Genomic DNA, 20,966 nt, shown 5'->3' on the forward strand with positions numbered 1-20,966 from the left:
TATTTAATACAAATTTAAGATTAAGGATTGATCCTTTCTATAATTTAACTTAAAAATAGGGTTGTTTTGGTGCGTGCGCTGGGCTTACGCACTCTACAATTGAGAAAAGACTGCTTTAGGTTGAATTCACTAAAGCAGTCGTTAAACTTACACCACTTTTCAATTTTTTCATTCCCTAGCGGGATTCTTCCATCTCAGCAATATCCAAAGTTGTCCTCAACACCGAATCTGGATTTAAACTAATGGAATCTATTCCTAATTCCACTAAGAAACGTGCAAATTCAGGATAATCACTCGGAGCTTGACCACAAATTCCAATCTTACGATTGTAAGCTTTAACCGTTGCGATCGCCATTTCAATCATGCGTTTTACGGCTTCATCTCGTTCGTCAAAAATAGGAGCCACTAACGCCGAATCTCGATCTAATCCTAACATTAATTGGGTTAAATCATTTGATCCAATCGAGAAGCCATCAAACACTTGACAAAACTCATCCGCCATTAAAACATTACTGGGTAATTCACACATCACATAGACTTGTAAACCATTTTCTCCGCGAACTAACCCATGTTTTGCCATTTCTGCTAACACTTTTTGTCCTTCTTCCGGTGTCCGACAAAAGGGAATCATCGGGATAACATTGGCTAATCCCATTTCAGTTCTCACCCGTTTTAAAGCTTGACATTCTAACGCAAATGCTTCTCGATATTTCGGATCATAATATCGGGATGCACCCCGCCAACCGATCATCGGATTTTCTTCCTGCGGTTCAAATTGTTGACCCCCCAACAAATTCGCGTATTCATTACTTTTAAAATCACTCATCCGCACGAGCACAGGATTCGGATAAAATGCCGCTGCAATCATACTGATTCCATGAGCTAGTTTATCAACAAAGAAATCCGGTTTATGATCATAATGTTCCGTTAATTGGGCGATTTGTTGTTTAACCGTTTCATCTTGTAATTGATCAAAATAAATTAACGCTAAGGGGTGAGTTTGGATGTGATTCGCAATAATAAATTCTAACCGCGCTAACCCGACACCATCATTGGGAATAGCAGACAATTTAAACGCTTCTTCCGGGTTTCCCACATTCATCATCATTTTAGTTTGGGTTTTAGGAAGATGGTCTAATACGGTTTCTTGAACAATAAATGGAACTAACCCTTGATAAACTTTTCCGGCTTCTCCTTCGGCACAGGAAACCGTAATTTTATCTCCCGTATTTAACACTTCTGTTGCATTGACACAACCCACAATGGCGGGAATTCCTAACTCCCGTGCAATAATCGCCGCATGACAAGTTCTGCCTCCAGAGTTGGTAATAATAGCACTGGCTTTCTTCATAATGGGTTCCCAGTCGGGGTCAGTTTTATGGGTGACTAATACATCTCCCGCTTGAAACTGATCCATATTTTTAACACTGGTCATGACACGAGCTTTTCCTTGCCCAATTTTATCACCTACAGCCCGACCTGTAAATAATACTCGACCTTTGCCTTGTAATTTATAATGTTGTAAAACCCGTCCGGTTTTTTGAGATTGTACTGTTTCTGGACGAGCTTGGACAATAAATAACTCTCCATTTAAGCCATCTTTTGCCCATTCAATATCCATCGGTGAATAGCATTGTCGGACTTGGGAATAGTGATCTTCTATCATCACTGTCCATTGGGCTAATTTTAGAATTTCTTCGTCAGAAAGAGCAAATTTTTTCTGTTCAGAAATCGGGACTTCTATATTTTTAGTTTTTTGTCCCAGTTCATACACCATTTTAACCGCTTTTGTGCCTAAGCGTTTTTCTAAAATCGGTTTAAATTCTTCCCGTAATGTGGGTTTAAACACCAGATATTCATCGGGGTTTACTGCACCTTGAACAACGTTTTCTCCTAACCCGTAAGCTGCTGTAATTAAGGCAGCATTTTTAAATCCAGTTTCGGTATCAATGGAGAACATTACCCCCGATGTCGCTAAGTCGGAACGTACCATTTTTTGAATACCAACGGAGAGGGCAATATTAAAATGATCAAACCCTTTTAAGGTACGATAGGAAATAGCGCGATCGGTAAAAATAGAGGCAAAACAATAGCGAGTTGCATCTAAGACGGCTTTGGCTCCTTTAATATTTAAGTAGGTTTCTTGTTGACCTGCAAAACTGGCATCGGGTAAGTCTTCAGCCGTGGCGGAGGAACGCACGGCGACATCGGTATTTTGACCATAGCGATCGCAAAGTTTTTGATAAGCGGCTACAATTTCGCCTTCTAATTTGGGTGGAAATAGAGTATTTAAAATCAGCGATCGCGCTTGTTGACCGCGAAGACGAAGATTTTTAATATCTTCTACATCTAAACCCGCAAATAATTGTTTGAGTTGTTGTTCTAAATTGGCATAGGTAATGAAATACCAATAAGCATAAGCAGTAATAGCAAACCCTTGAGGAACGTTAATTCCTTTAGGTTGTAACTGTTGAATCATCTCTCCTAGGGAGGCATTTTTTCCGCCAACTAAACCAACATCCTCAATTCCGACTTGATCAAACCAGAGAATTAAGGCTTGTTCTTTATATTGAGATAAGGGTTTAAAGGGTAAGGTTTTTAACATGGTTTAAATAACTCCAAATCAAACTAACTACCTAATCCTTAGATAGTGATTATGTACTTTTATTGCAAAATAAGTCTGTTGAGAGAAAAGGCTATTTCTATCTACCTTCAGACAGATTTAGTGTTTTCTCTAAAATCGTAAATGGTTGATCCCTAATGTTTAAGCGTCGAGTTCAATTTAGTTTAAATTGGATTGAGTTTAGGTGGCTGAGTGAATACTCGACGTTTAATTAATCCTACTTTTATCTTATTGCGTCTGTTGGAAATCGACATCCCTCTTGGTAAAATAGTCTTAGTTACCTAATGGAAAGAATGGCGACAGATCGGCTTCTGAGAGATATTTTAAAAAACATTAAGTTTTTTTAGGAGGCGCGAATGAAAGTTAAGGAATGTTACAAAACCCCAGAAGTGTGGAATAGTAACCAATGCCTAGACATGATGTGTCCGATTGAGTTTATTCTGGAATTAATCGGAACAAAATGGTCAATCTCTATCCTACGAGAGTTGTTTCGCGGAAACCAACGCACCCATGAACTGTTAGAGGCGTTACCCGGTATTAGTACCAAAACCCTAACGGTTCGGTTGCGGGAGTTGGAAAAACATGGGTTAATCCACCGCACCGTTTATGCTGAAATTCCCCCCCGTGTAGAATATTCTCTGACGGAGAAGGGATTAGAACTTCAACCTGTTTTAGTAGCTTTAAAGCAAGTCGGAGAACAATGGTTAAAAGACAGTCATTGTGTTTGTCCATTGGAACTTACGCTCTAAAGAGAGTTTAGGGGAAATAAACCCTGATTCACAGAGTCCCAATTCCTGTGCATAACCCGCGCTGAAATGGATTTGAGAACTAACATCGAACGCCCTTTTTAGAGGATTGTTGATATTAGATCAGGCTTGAAATCCTAGACAGGATGCGGGTTTCGGTTTTTTGACTTCAGGACAACTGACCCCATAAGGACTAAACTTTCCCCGGTCTGTATACTCTCAATAGAATTCCTTGAGTTTTACAATGGAAATGTGATCAAAAAATCATCAGATAGGGTGTAAGCTTCTGCGGTATATTGAAGACTTAAAAGAATCGAAATTCTTGAACAGAATGCTTTGCTAATGTTGTATAAAAAAAAATTATTTGGCTTGGCGACAATCCTGCGTCCCTTCCTGAATTGGAGTTATCGGTTATTGGGATTACCAAGCCTGGATGAGTTAGAAGCTAAACTCCAAGTAGAAACCATTAAGAATGAGCAGATGAAGCAACAGCAGAATGCTCTTTATCGAGTGCTTAGTAAAATTCGAGCTTCTTTAGATATCGATTATGTTTTTCGCACTACAACTAAAGAAACTTGTAAACTCTTAGGAGCAGAACGAGTTGCTGTTTATCGTTTCCATGAAGATTGGGGCGGAGAATTTGTCAGTGACTTTGAATTTGCTGAATCCGGTTGGATTGATGAAGAAAAGTTAGGCAAAAATACCGTTTGGATTGATAGTTATCTTCAGGAGAACCAGGGGGGGCGATATCGGGAAAATCAAACTTTAGTGGTTGCTGATGTTCTTGAAGCTGGATTATCTCAATGTCATGTTGATGTTTTACTCCAGTTTGGAATTCGAGCCTATGCAACGGCTCCGATTTTTACCCAACACAAACTTTGGGGGGTTTTGGCTGCGTATCAACATTCTAAACCTCGTGAATGGCACGATTCAGAAGTGGAATTTTTAGCTCAAGTTGCAACTCACTTAGGATTTGCAGTTCAGCAAGCTGAATTATTAGCTCAGACGCAACAAAAAGCCAAAGATTTAGAAAAAACCAGTGAACAACAACAAATTCTATTAAGCGTCATTTCAACCATTCGGGAATCTTTAGATTTAGATATTTTATTTAAAACCACTGCTAGAGAAGTTCTCAAAGCCCTGAATGCTGACCGGGTAGGAGTCTTCCGCTTTAATCCTGAATCCAATTATTGCTTAGGTCAATTTGTTTCTGAAAGCGTTTTACCGGTCTATGATTCTGCATTAGCCCATCCAATTTATGATCGATGTTTTGGAGAAAAATATGCGATGGATTATCAAAAAGGTCGAATGCAAGTTTTAAATAATATTTATGAAGCAAATCTGAAAGATTGCCATCTTCAATTAAGTAGGTAGGCGAGAAAATCGACAAGTATGTAACGAAAAGTTAACTGGGTTGTTGCTGCGAGTGAAATTTCATCCGTTGTGTGCTGTAGTTTCCTCTTTCTCCCCTAGCTTGAATACCATTCATTACCGCATAGGCCAGGTCTAATTCATCCTCAAATGTTTGTCCTGATAGTTCATCTTTTTTGAGATGTTGCCACTCTAATTCAATCGGATTCATTTCCGAACAATATTTAGGCAAATAGAAAATATACAAACCCATACTTTCCCATTTTGGCCAGAGTTTTTTGACTTCATGGCATTGATGTATGGGGCTATTATCTTGGACAATGACTCTCATCCGTCCGGCTTTTTCAGCCTCTGCTGCTTCTTGTTCCATCATTTGGATATAACACTGGCGATTGACACCTCCAATCACCAAGCCGTAAACAAAACTGATTTGCTGTTGCAAAAACCCAATAATGCTTAATCTTCGACCCCGACGACGAGTTTGTTCTAAACGTTTTTGTTCCCCTCTAAAATAATAGGTATACCCCGGTTCACTCCACAGACAAAAACCCGATTCATCTAAATACTTTAAGTCAATTTCTCCGGTGGCGGCTGATAATTCCAACATTTCTAAATCCGCCTGTTTCTGCGCGCGGACTATCGGGTCTTGCTTTCCTTTGTGGCTGTTTCTGGCTCGCTTCCAATTCACCCCCTTTTTTTGAGCACCCGTCTTAATCTATCGGGACTCAATTTAACTGACCGTTCTTGTTCTAATTTTTGGGCTAATTGCTCAGAGTTGTATGTCCGGGGTTCTCTTCTGAGACATTCTTCTAAAAATACTAAGTCCTCTTCTTTCCACTTGGCTTTTCCCCCGCGACCGGGTTTTTCCCATAACCCTTCTAGTCCTAACTTTTCCCATTTGTGCAACACTTCTCTAACTGTCTGTGCTGTCCAATTAAAATAAGCTGCTATTTTTTCCACGTACCAACCTTGTGAGTTTAATCGAATCACTTCGGCTCGGTCTTTAACTTTCTGTGGCACATCTGCTGTTCTGAGCTTGAACAGGGTTTTGTCTTGCTCACGAGTTAGAAATACCCTTAAACGAGCACCCATATTTTCATGACCTCGGTAGATTTCTTCTCTCTCTTCATTTATCTTTACATACTTTCGTTTCTTCCTGCCTACCTACTTATTAGAACAATTTCAAATTAAAGCTCAAATTGTTGCCCCCTTAATGAATGGTCAAATCCTTTGGGGATTGCTGTGTATTCATGAATGCGATCGCCACCGTGAATGGACAAACAATGAACTTCAATTTGTAGAACAATTAGCAGCCCAGTTTAGTATTGCCCTTAGCCACTCGGATTTATTAGCCCAAACTCGTTCCCAAGCCGAGAAATTAAGCCAAACCCTGCAAGATCTGAAAACCGCCAATTTAAAATTAGAAAAACTGGCTCGTAGAGATGGATTAACTGGGATTGCTAATCGTCGTTATTTTGATATCATTTTTAATCGGAATTGGAAAGCTGCTCAAGAGAAGAATCACTATTTAACGTTAATTTTATTTGATGTTGATTATTTTAAACTTTTTAACGATTTTTATGGGCATCCCATCGGAGATCAATGCTTAATTAATATTGCCCGATCGGTTCAAAAAATCCTACGCTCAACGGATCTTTTAGCTCGGTATGGCGGAGAAGAATTTGCGATTATTTTACCGAATACTCATCCCGATCAAGCCTATCGTGTCGCCGACAAAATTCAATCTACAGTTAGAAACTTAATGATTCCCCATGCCAATACTCCTAACGGGAAATCTATTGTTACTATCAGTTTAGGCATCGCCAGTCAAATTCCCAACTCCCATCAACTTCCCCAAGACTTAATCACCGAAGCCGATCAAGCTCTCTACAGTGCCAAAAAACAAGGACGAGATCAATGGGTTTCCTGGGTGGCACCCTTATCAGTTATCAGTTAACAGTTATCAGTCATCAGTAGAGACGTGCCATGGCGCGTCTGTACCAGTCATCAGTTATCAGTTATCAGTCAACCGTCATCAGCTATTCCCTGTTCGTAATTCGTAATTCGTAATTCGTAATTCGTAATTCGTAATTCGTAATTCCCCATTCCCTCCAATATCACTCATAAACGTAAAATTCTGTAACAATTATTACAAATTTAACCTTTTCTTCGGGATCACAGGTTAGGCTACAGATAGAAGACAAATTCAGCGATTACTGATGGAGGTCTGCAAATGGTATCCTCTCCTGTCAGAATGAATCCGGCACCGACTCCGGCTTATATTTGCCCCTATGATCGGACTTGTAGCTATTTGGGACAAGCGGCGGTTGAATTAAATCTTGATGACAATATCCTGGTGGTGTTACAACAACCCCGCAAAGTTGTGACTGTTTCCATTCCCGTCAAACTCGATAATGGCAAAGTCGAGGTGTTAGCAGGACATCGAGTCCAACACTGTGATGTCCTTGGCCCCTATAAAGGCGGTTTACGCTATCATCCCTCCGTGAACTTGGGAGAACTCTCCGCCTTAGCCATGTTAATGACCTGGAAATGTGCCTTAATGGGCATTCCCTACGGAGGGGCAAAAGGTGGGATTGGTTTTGATCCGCATCAATATAGTTTAAGTGAGTTGGAACGGATCACTCGTCGTTATGCCAGTGAACTGATCAAAGATATTGGGCCAGAAACCGATATTCCAGCCCCCGACGTGGGAACCTCTTCGCGTGAAATGGCCTGGATCATGGATACTTATTCAATGAATATGGGGCGGGCGGTGCTAGGGGTTGTGACCGGGAAACCGTTATCTGTGGGCGGTTCAAAAGGACGAGATATGGCAACCGGACGGGGTGTGATGATTACCGTGCGGGAAGCCTTAGCCGAAATGGGCAAAACCCTTGAAGGTGTAGCAATTGTAATTCAAGGCTTCGGGAAAGTCGGTGCGGCGGCGGCTCAATTGTTTTATGAAGCAGGCGCGACGGTCTTAGCAGTTTCCAATGTATCTGGCGGGATCTATTCGGAAAATGGCTTAGATATTCCAGCCCTGCAAGCCTACGCTGCCCACAACAATCATAGTATAGCGGGATTTCCCGATAGTGAACCCATTACAAATGCTGAATTATTAACATTAGCTTGTGATGTGTTGGTTCCGGCGGCAATGGAAGATCAAATTACCGAAGACAATGCTAATCAAATTCAAGCGAAAATGATTGCTGAAGCGGCTAACGCACCGATTACATTATTAGCCGATCAAATGTTAGAAGCACGAGGAATTATCGTTTTACCCGATATTTTAGCGAACGCTGGTGGCGTGGTTGTGAGTTATTTGGAATGGGTGCAAGGTCAATCCTTTGTCTTCTGGGATGAAGAACGGGTGAATCATGAAATGGAAAACCTGATGGTACAAGCTTATTCTCGTGTGAGTGAACGAGCCAAATTACGCGGGGTTTCTATGCGATTAGCAGCCTATACTTTAGGCGTGGGTCGTGTTGCTCAAGCGTTAATGGATCGGGGTTTATATCCGTAAGCAACTAATATTCCATCCTTAAATCGGTGCTAGAGATTATTACCCTAAACCCTTGTAGAGACGCGCCATGGCACGTCTCTACAGGAGACTATTAGACAATTTTTATTATCGAAAAAAATGATTTTTGTTTCGGCGAAGATTGCTCAAATTTTAGCAACAATTGGGGGATGATTGGGAACCTACAAAGGATGAAATTCGAGATGTTGCTGAAAAGTTTGTCTTAGCCAATTGCTATGACCCGAAAGTGGCTATGCAATTTTTTAATGACTCTTGAAGATTGAACAAAGCAATGGGTTAACCTGGCTGCTAGTTCATCACTGGAAACCCTTGCTTTCTCGATATGCCCCGTGCTAGGTATTGAGTTAGGAAAAAGCCGATGTTTGTGTAAAAAAAGACTCAAAAATAAGCTTGACAAAAAGCCTGGAGTTCTTATATCCTACAGGTTACAAGTCTCTGCGCGAGAGAAGAGATTACCAAAATCCAAAAACCCCCCCTCTACCGGGCAAAACGGGAGGTAGCCACTCCGGGCTTCCACTGGATCAAAAGTTAGGTCTTTATAACTCAACCACTCTCCTTTCTCGCGCCAACCCACGCGATCGCAAAACTTTTTCCAGACCTCCTCATTATACTCTCTTGTACCTCCCAGACTTTGGTAAATTTCCTTCTGAACACTGAAACCAAACTTACCGTTACTGTAATGCAGCCAAAGTTGGTTAATGGTGCGTAAATCCTCACAGGGAAAGTTATCAATATCTTCTACTCGCAGCCATCCTTCTTTCTGCCTTCCCGCAGCGAGATACATTACTCGTGCCGTTTCCTCGTCTGCTTCTCTCCACTTTCCTGATGCTAAAAGGTCACGCAGTTGAGAGTAGTCAACACCCTTTTCACTTTTAAGTTCAATTTTTACGATTTGGGGAATATTTGGTGAGTTTAACTGTTGCTTTTGTTGCTCCTGCTCTAAATCAGAGATTGTAGTTTTTAATCTTTGAATCGCTGTATCGCATTCTTCAATACATTTCCTTAACTCAAACTTCTTTTCTGCACTAGCTGTATAGGACAATTCATACTCAAAATGAGCCAGCTTATCTTGCCAATTTCTAAGCGCTTGCTTTAACCTCTCCTCAGACATTTCTTATCTCCGTATCTTAGCCTTAATTGACTTCCAAACTTTGTACATAAACGCTTCTGTATCCATCTCTAATTCATAAGATGCAAGGAGTGGAATTAAAGGCAGTGCGACTTTTAACTTGGCAGATGCTGCTTTATCTCCTTCGTCTAACTTAGTGCGGATGTCTTCTAATAGTTCCATGAGTTTATCAGGATACTCAGCCTGCGGGATACGCTCAATGGCTTCAACAGCCTGCTCTACCCTCACTAATTGGGTTGCCGCTTCTTCATCAAAAATTAGAATGGCTTCTTGGGGGTAAAGCTCCCAATATTCGGTTTCATAGCGTCGGATACTGGGGGAAATCTCACGCTTAATTCGCTGTCTGAGTTCAAATTTTGTAGGAGCGTGTGCAGTGATAATCAACTCCTGCTCAAACTCTCCCAATTTTTCATAGAGAATTTCCAGGTTTCTTTCTAAATCTTGTAACCGTTGGCGATCGCTCATTTTTTTTATTAATAAAGTTATTTCTTAACTAAATCTCTCAGTTCCTTTATTTGCCGTTCTAACTCAGCCATCCGTTGGGTTAACGGTACACTATCAACACAACCATCGAACTCACGTTGAATTAACAAGTTTAGTTAGATTGGGGTAAGTTTTTTAGAGCAGGGAAAGGTACTTATTAAAAATAATAAATCACCTTCCCTTCAAGTTAATTAACGACTCGCAATACCAGAGGTAATTTTCTCCATCACCTGATCAACAGTAAAACTGGCTGCTTTTTGACGTGGGGGAAACTCTTGGAAGGTGGCGATAAATTTGGCAACGACTGGCTGGGCTGCCAATACTAAAGGAATGTGATCAAACATCCAATCCCAATAGGTATTTGAAGTAATATCGGCACGCTCATAGGGATCGGTGCGGAGATTGAACAGTTTCGGAACTCGCAACACGACAAAGGGTTCGGCCCAGATTTGGCAAGTGCCTTTTACCCGTTGTTCCATGAAAACCGTCTTCCAGTGGTCAAAGCGCAATGCCATCAGGTCGCCATCATCGCTAAAGTAAAAGTATTCGACTCGTGGGCTTTTTTCCACCTCGCCTTTGAGATAAGGCACTAGGTTATAGCCATCCAGATGCACCTTGAAGGTTTTATCTCCCGCCTGGTGGCCTGTGAGCAGTTTTTCTTTAATATTTGGATCACCTGCGATCGCCAAAAAAGTTGGCAACCAGTCCAGATGACTCACAATTTCATTCGAGACACTACCGGGCTTAATCACACCGGGCCAGCGTACCAACTTAGGGACACGGAAGGCTCCTTCCCAGTTCGTATTTTTTTCACTCCGAAACGGTGTCATTCCCGCATCAGGCCAGGAGTTCATGTGGGGGCCATTATCGGTGCTATACATCACAAATGTATTATCGGTAATCCCAAGGGCATCCAGATAATTGAGCAGTTCCCCAACGCACTTGTCGTGGTCAATCATAACGTCGTGGTATTCTGACTGCCAGCGTCCAGACTGCCCTAAACTCTCAGGCTTGGCATGGGTACGGAAGTGCATATGGGTCGTATTAAACCAGAGGAAGAAGGGAATACCTGCCTTTACCTGGCGGTCAATAAAATCCTTAGCTTTGGCTAGGACTTCATCATCAATGGTTTCCATCCGCTTTTTCGTCAGAGCGCCAGTATCGACAATGGTTTGGGTTCCATCGGGGTTGGCTTTACAGTCAAGTACCCCTCGTGGGCCAAAATTTTTCTTGAAGTTGGGAAAGTCTGCGGCGGGAGGATAGTCTCGTAATTCCGGTTCTTCTTCTGCGTTGAGGTGATACAGATTCCCGAAAAACTCATCGAAGCCGTGGTTGGTGGGTAGCATTTCGTCTTTGTCCCCCAGGTGGTTTTTGCCAAATTGTCCGGTGGCGTAACCCAAGGGTTTCAGGAGTTCGGCAATAGTCGGATCTTCAGAACGCATCCCCAGGTCGGCTCCCGGCATTCCGACTTTGCTTAAACCTGTGCGAAAAACACATTGACCTGTAATGAATGCCGAGCGTCCTGCGGTACAACTCTGCTCGGCGTAGGAGTCAGTAAATAGCATCCCCTCTTTGGCAATGCGATCGATATTCGGGGTTTTATAGCCCATCAAACCGTGACTATAACAACTGAGGTTAGATTGACCAATATCATCCCCCCAAATAACGACAATGTTCGGTTTTTTATCCGTCATTTTTAATGCCTCCTAAAAGTAAAAAAAGAGATAAATACCTAATTTTTCCAGGGATTGTATGATTATCGTAGGATTTGAGAAATCATGTTATACGAAATTTGCAATCTTAATATATTGACACAATCAAAAAATCTGTATAACAACAATAAATATTCTATGATTACTCCGAATACAGCCTCTATCAAGGAAAAACTCAATTCTTTTTGTGTGCATCAATTATTTGAGGATTTCGATGAATGGATAGAGGGTTTTAAAACCTGGAACTTGACAGCAACCCAACTAATTCAAGGCAAATTTAAAGGGAATTAGCGAGCACTCAATTAAGTTCAATGCTTACGATTTGGGGAATATTCGGAGCCAGTTTACTTTGCCAGTTACTAAGTGATTTTTTTAGTTTTTTTAAAATTTCTGAATTCATTGACGATATATTTTTGATAATATTAGATAATCAGCGACAGATCTTGACAAAAACCTAATATCACTTTATCAAAAATAAGAATTTCAAGGAATAGAAATGATTGCAGGTGATTTGTCCAATTTCTGTTTAATTTGATCTTAGACTGAGTTTTCAATCTCTCATGTTATTTTATAAACCATGAATGTTAAAAACCCCTTACAATTATGGCTTTAAAGTTTATCTCCATTCCACCGGAAACCAGAAAACCGCCTCATGGGTTAATCGTGATCCTGCACGGTTGGGGTGCTAATGCCGAAGATCTGACTTCTCTAGCTCCAATGCTGCGTTTGCCTGAATATCAATTTATTTTTCCCCAAGCCCCCTTTCCCCATCCCCAAGCTCCCCTAGGACGAGCGTGGTATGCTTTGGAAACTCCTGAATATAAGGGATTGACCGAAACTCAAAACCAAGTCAAGGAATGGCTAGAATCCTTAGAAGCAAGTACCGGGGTTCCCCTATCCAAAACAATATTAGGCGGATTTTCCCAAGGGGGAGCAATGGCTTTGGATATGGGGCGTTATTTTCCCTTAGCGGGTTTAATTAGTTTAAGTGGTTATTTACATTTTTCCCCCGAACCGTTAGATCATCCTTTATCTCCGGTGTTGATCGTTCATGGAAAACAAGATCCGGTTGTTCCAGTAGAAGCCGCCCAGCAAGCGCGGAATGTCTTTCAACAGTTAGGTGCTCAGGTTGAATATCAAGAATTTAATATGGGTCACGAAATTCGGCCAGAGGTTTTAGGGTTAATAAGAAGTTTTGTAATGAATTGTATGCCATAATTCCCCAAATGCCCTTAGTATAGAAATGGGGAAATCAATTGATGACTACCCTGCTTATCAGGCTCAAAACAAATGCAATTCACGGGAGGTGTAACTCATGGAAACCTTGACTCGATCCTCACCTCAACAAATTTCGCTTCTCACGGCTGATGATGTGGCACAATTAGCCGCACGTCTGGAACGAGATGATTATAATAATCCCTTTGAAGGACTCAATGATTGGCATTTGTTACGAGCAATTGCGTTTCAACGTCCAGAGCTAGTGGAACCTTATGTTTACTTGCTCGATCTTGAAGCCTATGATGAAGCGTAACGATTCAATCAATCTCTAGGTTTCAATTGGATTAATAGATGAGAATAATTTCGCCTTCCACCTTGGAAAAACGGATTCTAATTGGAATCAGTGGAGGTATTGCAGCTTATAAAGTCTGTGAAATTGTTTCAACCTTAGCCAAAGCTGGGGCTGATGTTCGGGTGATTTTGACCGACTCAGCCCAAAAATTTATTACTCCCTTAACCTTTGCAACCCTCTCTCGTCAATCGGCTTATACGGATCAAGACTTTTGGCAATCGACTCACGGACGTCCATTACATATTCAGTTAGGGGAATGGGCGGATGTTTTTTTGATTGCACCACTGACGGCAAATACCTTAGCGAAATTAGCCACCGGATGTGCAGATAATTTACTGACCAATACAGTTTTAGCGTCTAGCTGTCCTGTGTTACTCGCCCCGGCGATGAATCGACAAATGTGGAAGCAAGTGTCCGTACAACGCAATTGGCAAACTTTATTACTTGATCCTCGGTTTCAGGGAATTACCCCGACGGTTGGAATTCTCGCCTGTGATCTTCCCGCTACAAAAACAGGCTATTCTTTGATTGAAGGTGCCGGACGGATGGCTGAACCTAAACAGATTTTAGCTCATCTCGATTCGTTATTGCATACCCAAGGCAAACGGGATTTAGACGGAAAACGAGTATTAATTAGTGCCGGAGGCACGAGGGAACATCTTGATCCGGTCAGATTTATTGGGAATCCGTCAACGGGTAAAATGGGGTTAGCCTTAGCGCAAGCTGCCATTCATCGGGGTGCGTCGGTAACGTTAGTTCATGGCCCCATGAGTACGGAATTATTGGCGGCTTTGCCAGAAGTGGAGTTAGTTTCCGTGATCAGTAGCGAGGAAATGTACGAGGAAATGATACAACGATTTCCTCAAGCCGATCTAACGGTGATGGCGGCGGCGGTCGGAGATGTGAAACCGGCTATTTACAGTGAGGATAAATTACCGAAGCATCTTTTACCCACAGAACTGCCATTAAAGCCTATTGTTGATATTGTAGCAGAATTAGGCAAAATGAAACAACCCCACCAACAATTAGTCGGGTTTGCAGCACAAACCGGGGAAATTTTGAAGCCTGCTCAAGATAAATTACACCAAAAAAATTTAGATGCTATTGTTGCAAATCCGATTGATTTACCCGATGCTGGATTTGGAAAAGAAACCAATCAAGCTATATTTTTAAGTCGTCAGGGACGTAAATTAGAAATTGCGGCTTGTAGTAAGTTGCAATTAGCCCATCAATTATTTGATTTTATAATAAAGTAATCACAAATGAATCAGCCTGCTATTTTAGTTGTTGATGATGAGCCTCGTAATTTTGATGTGATTGAATCGCTTTTAATCAGTCAGAATTATGAGTTACACTATGCTTCCAGTGGACAAGAAGCTCTCGAATCCCTAGAAATAATACCACTCGATCTAATTTTATTAGATGTAATGATGCCAGAAATGGATGGAATTGAAGTTTGTTCTCGGATTAAAGCCAATCCTCAATGGCAGTCAATTCCGATTATTATGGTGACAGCATTAACGGCAAAAGAAGACCTAGCTCGATGTCTGAATACAGGTGCTGATGACTTCCTCAGCAAACCCATTAATAGTCTGGAACTTCGTGCTAGAGTTCATTCAATGCTACGGATTAAGCAACAATACGACAATCTGCAAATATTACTTAAATTGCGAGAAGATATGGTTAATATGTTAGTTCATGATCTCAGAAATCCCCTAAGCGGTATCTTATTAGGATTGGAGATGTTGATTCATCCCAAGTTTTCACAACAAGAAGAACGAAAAAATAAAATAGTTAATATCAGATCATCAGTAGAAAAGTTAGTAGACTTAATTAATGATTTATTGCTGATGGCGAGAATAAGCTGTTAAGCATCTAAATAGGGTATAATGAAAAACCAAGTTTAGAAAAATCAATCAAAAGATGCCTGCTAAAAATCATTTAAATGAAAAGCAAGTAGAGAAACTACAGAAAAGATTGAAAGAGGAAGAAAATGGACAAATCCGAGAAAGAATCTTGATTTTATTATTGCTAAATGATGGTAAAAAGCAAAGTGAAATTGCCAAGTTTTTGGGCTGCTCATTAAACAAAGTATGTTATTGGTGTGTACATGGAGACCCTGACAAATTAGAAAGCCTAAAAGATGAAAGAATGAAAGGAAATTATAGAAAAGCCACAGACAAATATATAGAGATATTATTAGAAACAGTAGAAAAAGAACCGGAAGAATTAGGATATGAATTTGGGAGATGGACAGGAGAAAGATTGGCAACTTATTTAGAACAAATCACAGGAATCAAATTAAGTAGTTCACAAGTGAGAAAGATATTAAAGGAAAAAAAGTATGTTTATTTGTGGGCAAAGTATAGCTTAGAAGAGAAAAGAGATCCAGAAAAAAGAAAATTATTTAAAGATAAAATAGAAGAATATTTGAAAATAGCAAAAGAAAGTCCAGAACAATTACAGGTATGGTTTTGGGATGAAAGTGGATTTAATTTAAGAGTGATAAAAAGAAAGAATTGGTGTAAAAAAGGGAAGAGGAAACAGATTAGAGGAGACAGGAGGAAAGGAAGAGTTAATGTGATGGGAGGATTGAGGTACTCGGATAAAAAAAGATTTGTAGAATTTCTGGATAAAGGAAATGCAGATAATTTTTATCAAGTGTTAAAAAGTTTTTATCAAGAGCTAATTTATGAATGGGTATTAGCGGGAAATCAAGCAGAAGAATTTGTAGAAAAAGGAGCTAAGATCCTGATTATTCTTGACAATGCAAGTTTTCACAAAAAAGAAGAGTACCTAGAAAAAATTAAAGCAGAAATGCCGAATGTCTATTTAGAATTTCTTCCAGCATATAGTCCAGATTATAATTTAATTGAATTAGTCTGGCATTCAGCTAAAGAATATATAGCTCATCGACTCTTTAAATCAGTTGATGAGCTAGAGTGTTTATTACATCAGCTTTTAAATGAAGGACAGTTATCTATTAAATGGGGACGTAAACTTAAAAACAAAGGTAATGCTATAATCACAGTTTAAATACACAACAGCTTATTGCTATCATCACCCAGTTACCGGATGTTGATATTACTATCAACATAGATAAAGCGATGTTTCAGCGAGTTTTAGATAATTTACTATCTAATGCCCTTAAGTTCTCTCCAGAAGAAAGTAAGATTATAGTAAGTGCCGAATATCTCCTCGATGGCGGAGTAAAAATTAAGATTGCTGATGAGGGAAAAGGTGTAACTGATGATTTAAAACAACGTATTTTCGAGAAATATGAAATTGGGACGCTGATACCGGGGATTTCTCAAATCGGATTAGGATTAGCTTTTTGTAAAATGATTGTTGAAGCTCATGGTGGCACAATTACTGTTGATAATAATCAACCTCAAGGATCAATTTTTGAAATTACATTAAATAGGTAATAGGGAACAGGGAACAGGGAACAGGGAACAGGGAACAGGGAGGAAAAAAGTTAACCGTCTAGGTATCAGTCTATATCTTAACTGCCTTGGCGGTTGCTATAATTAACACAATTTTAACCAGATTAACCAGAGAGAATAACCCAATCAATGAATTATCTAGGAGTTCGCTTTAATATTACTGCCCTAAAATTAGCAGAAAAAACTCTTGAACAACAACTACAAGTATTTGATGCTGCGATTGATGGTATTGCTATTATCAAAGCAGATAACTATATCTATGTAAACCCATCTCATCTCAACCTATTTGGTTACGAAAAAACTGAAGACCTAATTGGTAAATCTTGGAGGCTTTTGTATTCTCAACAACAGATAGAAAGATTTGAGAAAGAGATCTTTCCCCGATTAAGATCCGATCGCTTTTGGCAAGGAGAAATGATTGCCAATCGTCAAGATGGCTCTACCTTTGATCAAGAATTATCTCTCACCATCACCGATGAGGGGCTATGGATTTGTGTTTGCCATGATCTTAGCGATCACCCGGAAATTGAGACTGAATTAGCCAAGAGTGAAGCTCTATTTCGAGGGTTAGTCGAAGGATCAAGCGATTTAATTTGGTCTTGTGATCTTGATGGTAAATTTATCTATCTTTCACCCCAATTTGAGACATTTTTTGGCTGGGAAGCTAGTGAATGGATTGGTAAATCGTTTCTGGATCTCGTACATCCTGATGATCGGGAAATAATGGATAAAGATTATCCCCAAAAAAGGAACCATCTTGAGTTCCGACATCTGCACCGAGATGGTCATTATCTGTGGGTAAAAGTCAATGCTACAGCGATTAAAAATAAACAAGGGAAAATCGTTGGCACTCAGGGAATTTTATCGGATATTAGCAAGCGCAAAGCATCTGAACAAGTCCTAAATCAACAAGTACAACGAGAAAAACTGCTACGAAAAATTACCCAACGAATTCGTCAATCTCTAGACCTTCAAAGCATTTTCCAAACCGCTTGTCAGGAAATCCGCTCACTGATTGAGGCAGATCGAGTCAGTATTTTTAAGTTTTATCCCGAATCTAACTTTGATGATGGCGAAATGGTCGCTGAATCAGTTGTAGCAGCATTTCCTTCGGTCATGGCAATTCCCATCCATGATCACTGCTTTGGCGAAAAGTATTCCCACCTTTATGCCAATGGAAAATATCAGGCTGTGGGTGATATTTATAATAGTGGGATGTCACTCTGTCACATTGAGGTCTTAGCTCAATTTCAGATTCGTGCCAACCTAATTATCCCTTTGCTCTGTGGTAATGATTTGTGGGGCTTGCTTTGCATTCATCAATGTGCAACAATTCGCCACTGGCAGCAGTCTGAGATTGAATATATCCAGCAAATTGCTAACCAATTAGCGATCGCCATTCAACAAGCCAGTTTATATCAGCAACTCCAGTGTGAACTATTGGTGAGACAGGAAGTTGAAAGGCTGATTGCCCAGCAACTCCGGCGACAACAAGTATTAGCCAACATTAACCAACAAATTCGAGAATCTCTGGATATTAATCAGATCTTGGAAAAAGTGACTGAGCAGGTCAAAAACATCCTGGATTGTGATCGTGTCATCGTGTTTCAGCTTTTTGCCGACGGTAGCAGTCAAATTGTTGAAGAATTGGTATCTGATCAATTCGTTACCCTTAAAAATTTCCAATTGCAAAATGAAGTATGGTCTCAAGAAATCCTTGATTACTATTGGCAAGGACTGCCTCGGATTGTCCCCGATGTAATGAATGATATCTGGACAGATTGCCTGATAGAATATAACATCATAGGTCAAATCCAGTCCAAAATTGTCGCGCCTATTTTGCAAGAAGTAATTAACAACGACAAGCATCGTTGGATTGATGCTAAAAATATTAGCAAACTCTGGGGGATTTTAGTGGTTTATGCTTGCCAAGAAAAACGAGTATGGCAAAAGTCTGAAGCCCAACTTCTGCAACAAATTGCTAACCAATTAGCGATCGCTATTCAACAAGTCAGTTTATTTGATCAGTTGCAACAAGAACTCAATGAAAGAAAAATAAGCCAGCAAAAACTGATTGAAAGTAATCAAGAATTGGCAATATCTAATGAACAACTTGCCCGTGCCACCCGCCTCAAAGATGAATTTCTAGCTAATATGAGCCATGAATTGCGTACTCCCCTGAATGCTATTTTAGGGATGTCCGAAGCCTTAACAGAAGAAATTTTTGGCTCCCTCAACGAGAAACAACAACAGGCAATAGAAACCATTGCCAGCAGTGGCACTCATCTGCTCTCATTAATTAATGATATTCTTGATGTCGCTAAAATTGAATCAGGAAAAATTGAACTAGAATCCGCCCCAACATCCATTAACGAGTTATGCCAATCAAGTTTGGTATTCATTCAACAACAGGCAATACAAAAACGCCTTCAGATTCAAACGGAAATTCCCCCTGATCTCCCCGATTTGTTTGTAGATGAAAGACGCATTCGCCAAGTCTTAATTAACCTCCTCAATAATGCCGTTAAATTCACTCCCAAAGGGGGTAGAGTATCCTTAACAGTTCAAGTTGAATCTTCAACGGAAACTGCTTTCGGTCGTCCCTCTATTTGTTTTGCTGTGCGCGATAATGGGATTGGGATTACTCCTGAAAATCAGGATAAACTTTTTAAACCTTTTGTGCAAATTGATAGTGCTTTAAATCGTCAATATGCGGGTACAGGTTTAGGACTTGTGCTGGTGAAACGAATTGTGGAAATGCACGGTGGTCAACTAGAAGTTAAGAGTACAGTTGGTGTCGGTAGTTGTTTTAGCTTCCGTTTACCTTATAAACAGTTGCCGTCCCCAATTCCTAAATCTTCTAGTCCCCAATCATCAAATTTAGATGGGGGCCAAAATCCCACAACTCAAGTCTTAGAAACATCACCTGTGATTCTGTTGGCAGAAGATCATGAAGCTAATATTATTACGATTTCTCGTTATCTGAAGGCAAAAGGCTATACAATACTGTTAGCAAGAAATGGTCAAGAGGCGATTGATATTGCTAAATCACAGAGTCCTGACCTAATTTTAATGGATATTTCAATGCCCGGAATGGATGGCTTAGAAGCGATTAAATATCTGCGTCAAGACAGCGATCACCGACTGGCAACGATTCCGATTATTGTCCTAACTGCCTTAGCCATGAAAAGCGATCAAGAAAAATGCTTAGAAGCCGGGGCTAATGGTTATTTAACTAAACCTGTTAAACTGAATCAACTCACCACTATAATTCAACAAATTCTCGTCAAAGGTAGTATTAATGAATTTATTTAACTTAATGGGAGAATCAATGAAAAGACTAACAAAACAACAATGGCTAAAATATCTAAAATATCTAACTTTTAGTCTGATTACTGGAATTTTAGCGATCGCCCTGACTAATTGTATCCCAGAACCATCCAGTCCATTACGGATTGCGACTAATCTCTGGCCGGGATATGAAACCTTATATTTAGCTGAGGATCTAGGTTATTATGACAACCAGTCCATCAAACTGATAGATTACCCTTCAGGAACAGAAGAAGTTAAAGCGTATCGCAATGGTGAAATTGAAGGCGCGGGATTATCAATCGATCAAGCTTTATTGATAGCCAGCACCCAAAACAATATTAAGATCATTACGATTATGGATGCTTCTCATGGTGCGGATGTAATTTTAGGACGACCAGAGATCACCAATATCAAAGCATTAAAAGGGAAACGAGTTGGACTAGAACCAACTGCTTTGGGATCTTTTTTTATTGCTCGTGCGCTCGAAAAAAATGCGATGTCTGTTAAAGATATTGAGATCGTTTCTTTAGAGCCATTAGAACATGAACGAGCTTATAAACAGAGACAAGTAGATGCGGTCGTTACCTTTGGGCCTGCTGTTCCTAAAATATTAGAAGCTGGGGCAAAAGTATTGTTTGATAGTAGCCAGATTCCGGGAGAAATTTTAGATGTGATTGTTGTTAATACCGAAGCGATCGCTAATTCTCCTCAAACCATTCAATCTTTAGTTAATGGACGATTTCGCGCCTTAAAATACTTAGAAGAAAATCCTCAAGAAGCAGCAACTAAAATCGCTAAACGGACAGGAGTAACACCAGATGCAATGTTGAATGCCTTTAAAGGTATGAATCAATTCAACTTAGAACAAAATCAAAAATTATTCAATTCCTCTGATCCCGCCTTTGTCAATGGACTGAAAAAATTGATGAATATTATGCTAGAAAAAAAATTATTACCCCAAGCCATTGATCTGACTAAAATTTTAGATGATCAGTTTATTAAAAACGCAAAATTATAAACTCCACAAGTGATT

16 protein-coding genes and 1 pseudogene are annotated in these 20,966 nt (G+C 40.1%); 12 read left to right on the forward strand and 5 right to left on the reverse strand.

Features of this window, described 5'->3' with window-relative positions:
* Positions 1-175: 175 nt before the first annotated feature.
* Complete coding sequence (ppsA, locus tag NMK36_RS27325; protein ID WP_254175075.1) at positions 176-2,605, reverse strand: phosphoenolpyruvate synthase; 2,430 nt, start codon at positions 2,603-2,605, stop codon at positions 176-178.
* A gap of 374 nt (positions 2,606-2,979) precedes the next feature.
* On the opposite strand from ppsA, the gene NMK36_RS27330 reads away from it, so the two are divergent.
* Positions 2,980-3,372, forward strand: a complete 393-nt coding sequence (locus NMK36_RS27330; RefSeq protein WP_072717629.1) for a winged helix-turn-helix transcriptional regulator — start codon at positions 2,980-2,982, stop codon at positions 3,370-3,372.
* Positions 3,373-3,711: 339 nt separating this feature from the next.
* Positions 3,712-4,743, forward strand: a complete 1,032-nt coding sequence (locus NMK36_RS27335) for a GAF domain-containing protein (RefSeq protein ID WP_254175076.1) — start codon at positions 3,712-3,714, stop codon at positions 4,741-4,743.
* 31 nt (positions 4,744-4,774) lie between these two features.
* Here the strand turns inward: NMK36_RS27335 and NMK36_RS27340 are convergent.
* A protein-coding gene (locus NMK36_RS27340) for an IS630 family transposase (RefSeq protein WP_254172945.1) occupies positions 4,775-5,832 on the reverse strand; the annotation gives its coding sequence in 2 pieces (ribosomal slippage) (positions 4,775-5,437 and positions 5,440-5,832; 1,056 coding nt in all).
* 64 nt (positions 5,833-5,896) lie between these two features.
* Here NMK36_RS27340 and NMK36_RS27345 point away from each other — a divergent pair.
* Both NMK36_RS27345 and NMK36_RS27350 read left to right on the forward strand, forming a co-directional pair.
* The gene (locus NMK36_RS27345) at positions 5,897-6,697 is read left to right on the forward strand and encodes a GGDEF domain-containing protein (protein ID WP_302184710.1); all 801 of its coding nucleotides are present in this window, start codon (positions 5,897-5,899) and stop codon (positions 6,695-6,697) included.
* 276 nt (positions 6,698-6,973) lie between these two features.
* Complete coding sequence (locus NMK36_RS27350) at positions 6,974-8,263, forward strand: Glu/Leu/Phe/Val family dehydrogenase (protein WP_072717628.1); 1,290 nt, start codon at positions 6,974-6,976, stop codon at positions 8,261-8,263.
* Positions 8,264-8,699: 436 nt separating this feature from the next.
* Here the strand turns inward: NMK36_RS27350 and NMK36_RS27355 are convergent, their stop codons facing one another.
* From NMK36_RS27355 to NMK36_RS27365, 3 genes are all read right to left on the reverse strand, one after another.
* Positions 8,700-9,392 carry a GUN4 domain-containing protein gene (locus NMK36_RS27355; RefSeq protein WP_083579878.1) on the reverse strand — a complete coding sequence of 231 codons (693 nt, stop codon included), beginning with the start codon at positions 9,390-9,392 and terminating at the stop codon, positions 8,700-8,702.
* Positions 9,393-9,395: 3 nt separating this feature from the next.
* Positions 9,396-9,875 carry a hypothetical protein gene (locus tag NMK36_RS27360; protein WP_254175078.1) on the reverse strand — a complete coding sequence of 160 codons (480 nt, stop codon included), beginning with the start codon at positions 9,873-9,875 and terminating at the stop codon, positions 9,396-9,398.
* Positions 9,876-10,084: 209 nt separating this feature from the next.
* Complete coding sequence (locus NMK36_RS27365; protein WP_254175079.1) at positions 10,085-11,587, reverse strand: arylsulfatase; 1,503 nt, start codon at positions 11,585-11,587, stop codon at positions 10,085-10,087.
* 621 nt (positions 11,588-12,208) lie between these two features.
* Between NMK36_RS27365 and NMK36_RS27370 the strand changes: the two genes are divergently transcribed.
* The 8 genes and pseudogenes from NMK36_RS27370 (at position 12,209) to NMK36_RS27405 (ending at position 20,951) form a co-directional block, all read left to right on the forward strand.
* A complete protein-coding gene (locus tag NMK36_RS27370) occupies positions 12,209-12,823 on the forward strand; it encodes an alpha/beta hydrolase (protein ID WP_072717625.1) in 615 nt (204 codons plus the stop codon).
* Between the two features lie 97 nt (positions 12,824-12,920).
* Entirely contained in the window at positions 12,921-13,136 is a 216-nt protein-coding gene (isiD, locus tag NMK36_RS27375) for a protein IsiD (protein WP_072717624.1), read from the forward strand.
* A 38-nt stretch (positions 13,137-13,174) separates the two neighbouring features.
* Positions 13,175-14,431, forward strand: a complete 1,257-nt coding sequence (gene coaBC / locus NMK36_RS27380) for a bifunctional phosphopantothenoylcysteine decarboxylase/phosphopantothenate--cysteine ligase CoaBC (protein ID WP_072717623.1) — start codon at positions 13,175-13,177, stop codon at positions 14,429-14,431.
* A gap of 6 nt (positions 14,432-14,437) precedes the next feature.
* Positions 14,438-15,031: pseudogene (locus NMK36_RS27385) on the forward strand (response regulator); the annotation flags it as partial.
* Positions 15,032-15,098: 67 nt separating this feature from the next.
* Positions 15,099-16,211 carry an IS630 family transposase gene (locus NMK36_RS27390; RefSeq protein ID WP_254172743.1) on the forward strand — a complete coding sequence of 371 codons (1,113 nt, stop codon included), beginning with the start codon at positions 15,099-15,101 and terminating at the stop codon, positions 16,209-16,211.
* Between the two features lie 71 nt (positions 16,212-16,282).
* Positions 16,283-16,603: a sensor histidine kinase gene (locus NMK36_RS27395; RefSeq protein WP_254175081.1), complete on the forward strand. Its 321-nt coding sequence runs from the start codon at positions 16,283-16,285 to the stop codon at positions 16,601-16,603.
* Between the two features lie 147 nt (positions 16,604-16,750).
* Positions 16,751-19,936 (forward strand): GAF domain-containing protein, encoded by a 3,186-nt coding sequence (locus tag NMK36_RS27400; RefSeq protein WP_254175082.1) that lies wholly within the window; start codon positions 16,751-16,753, stop codon positions 19,934-19,936.
* Between the two features lie 16 nt (positions 19,937-19,952).
* Positions 19,953-20,951, forward strand: coding sequence for an ABC transporter substrate-binding protein (locus NMK36_RS27405; RefSeq protein ID WP_254175083.1), 999 nt, complete (start codon positions 19,953-19,955; stop codon positions 20,949-20,951).
* The last annotated feature ends 15 nt before the right edge of the window (positions 20,952-20,966 follow it).

The sequence above is a fragment of the Planktothrix pseudagardhii genome (assembly GCF_904830925.1).
Lineage (GTDB): Bacteria > Cyanobacteriota > Cyanobacteriia > Cyanobacteriales > Microcoleaceae > Planktothrix > Planktothrix tepida.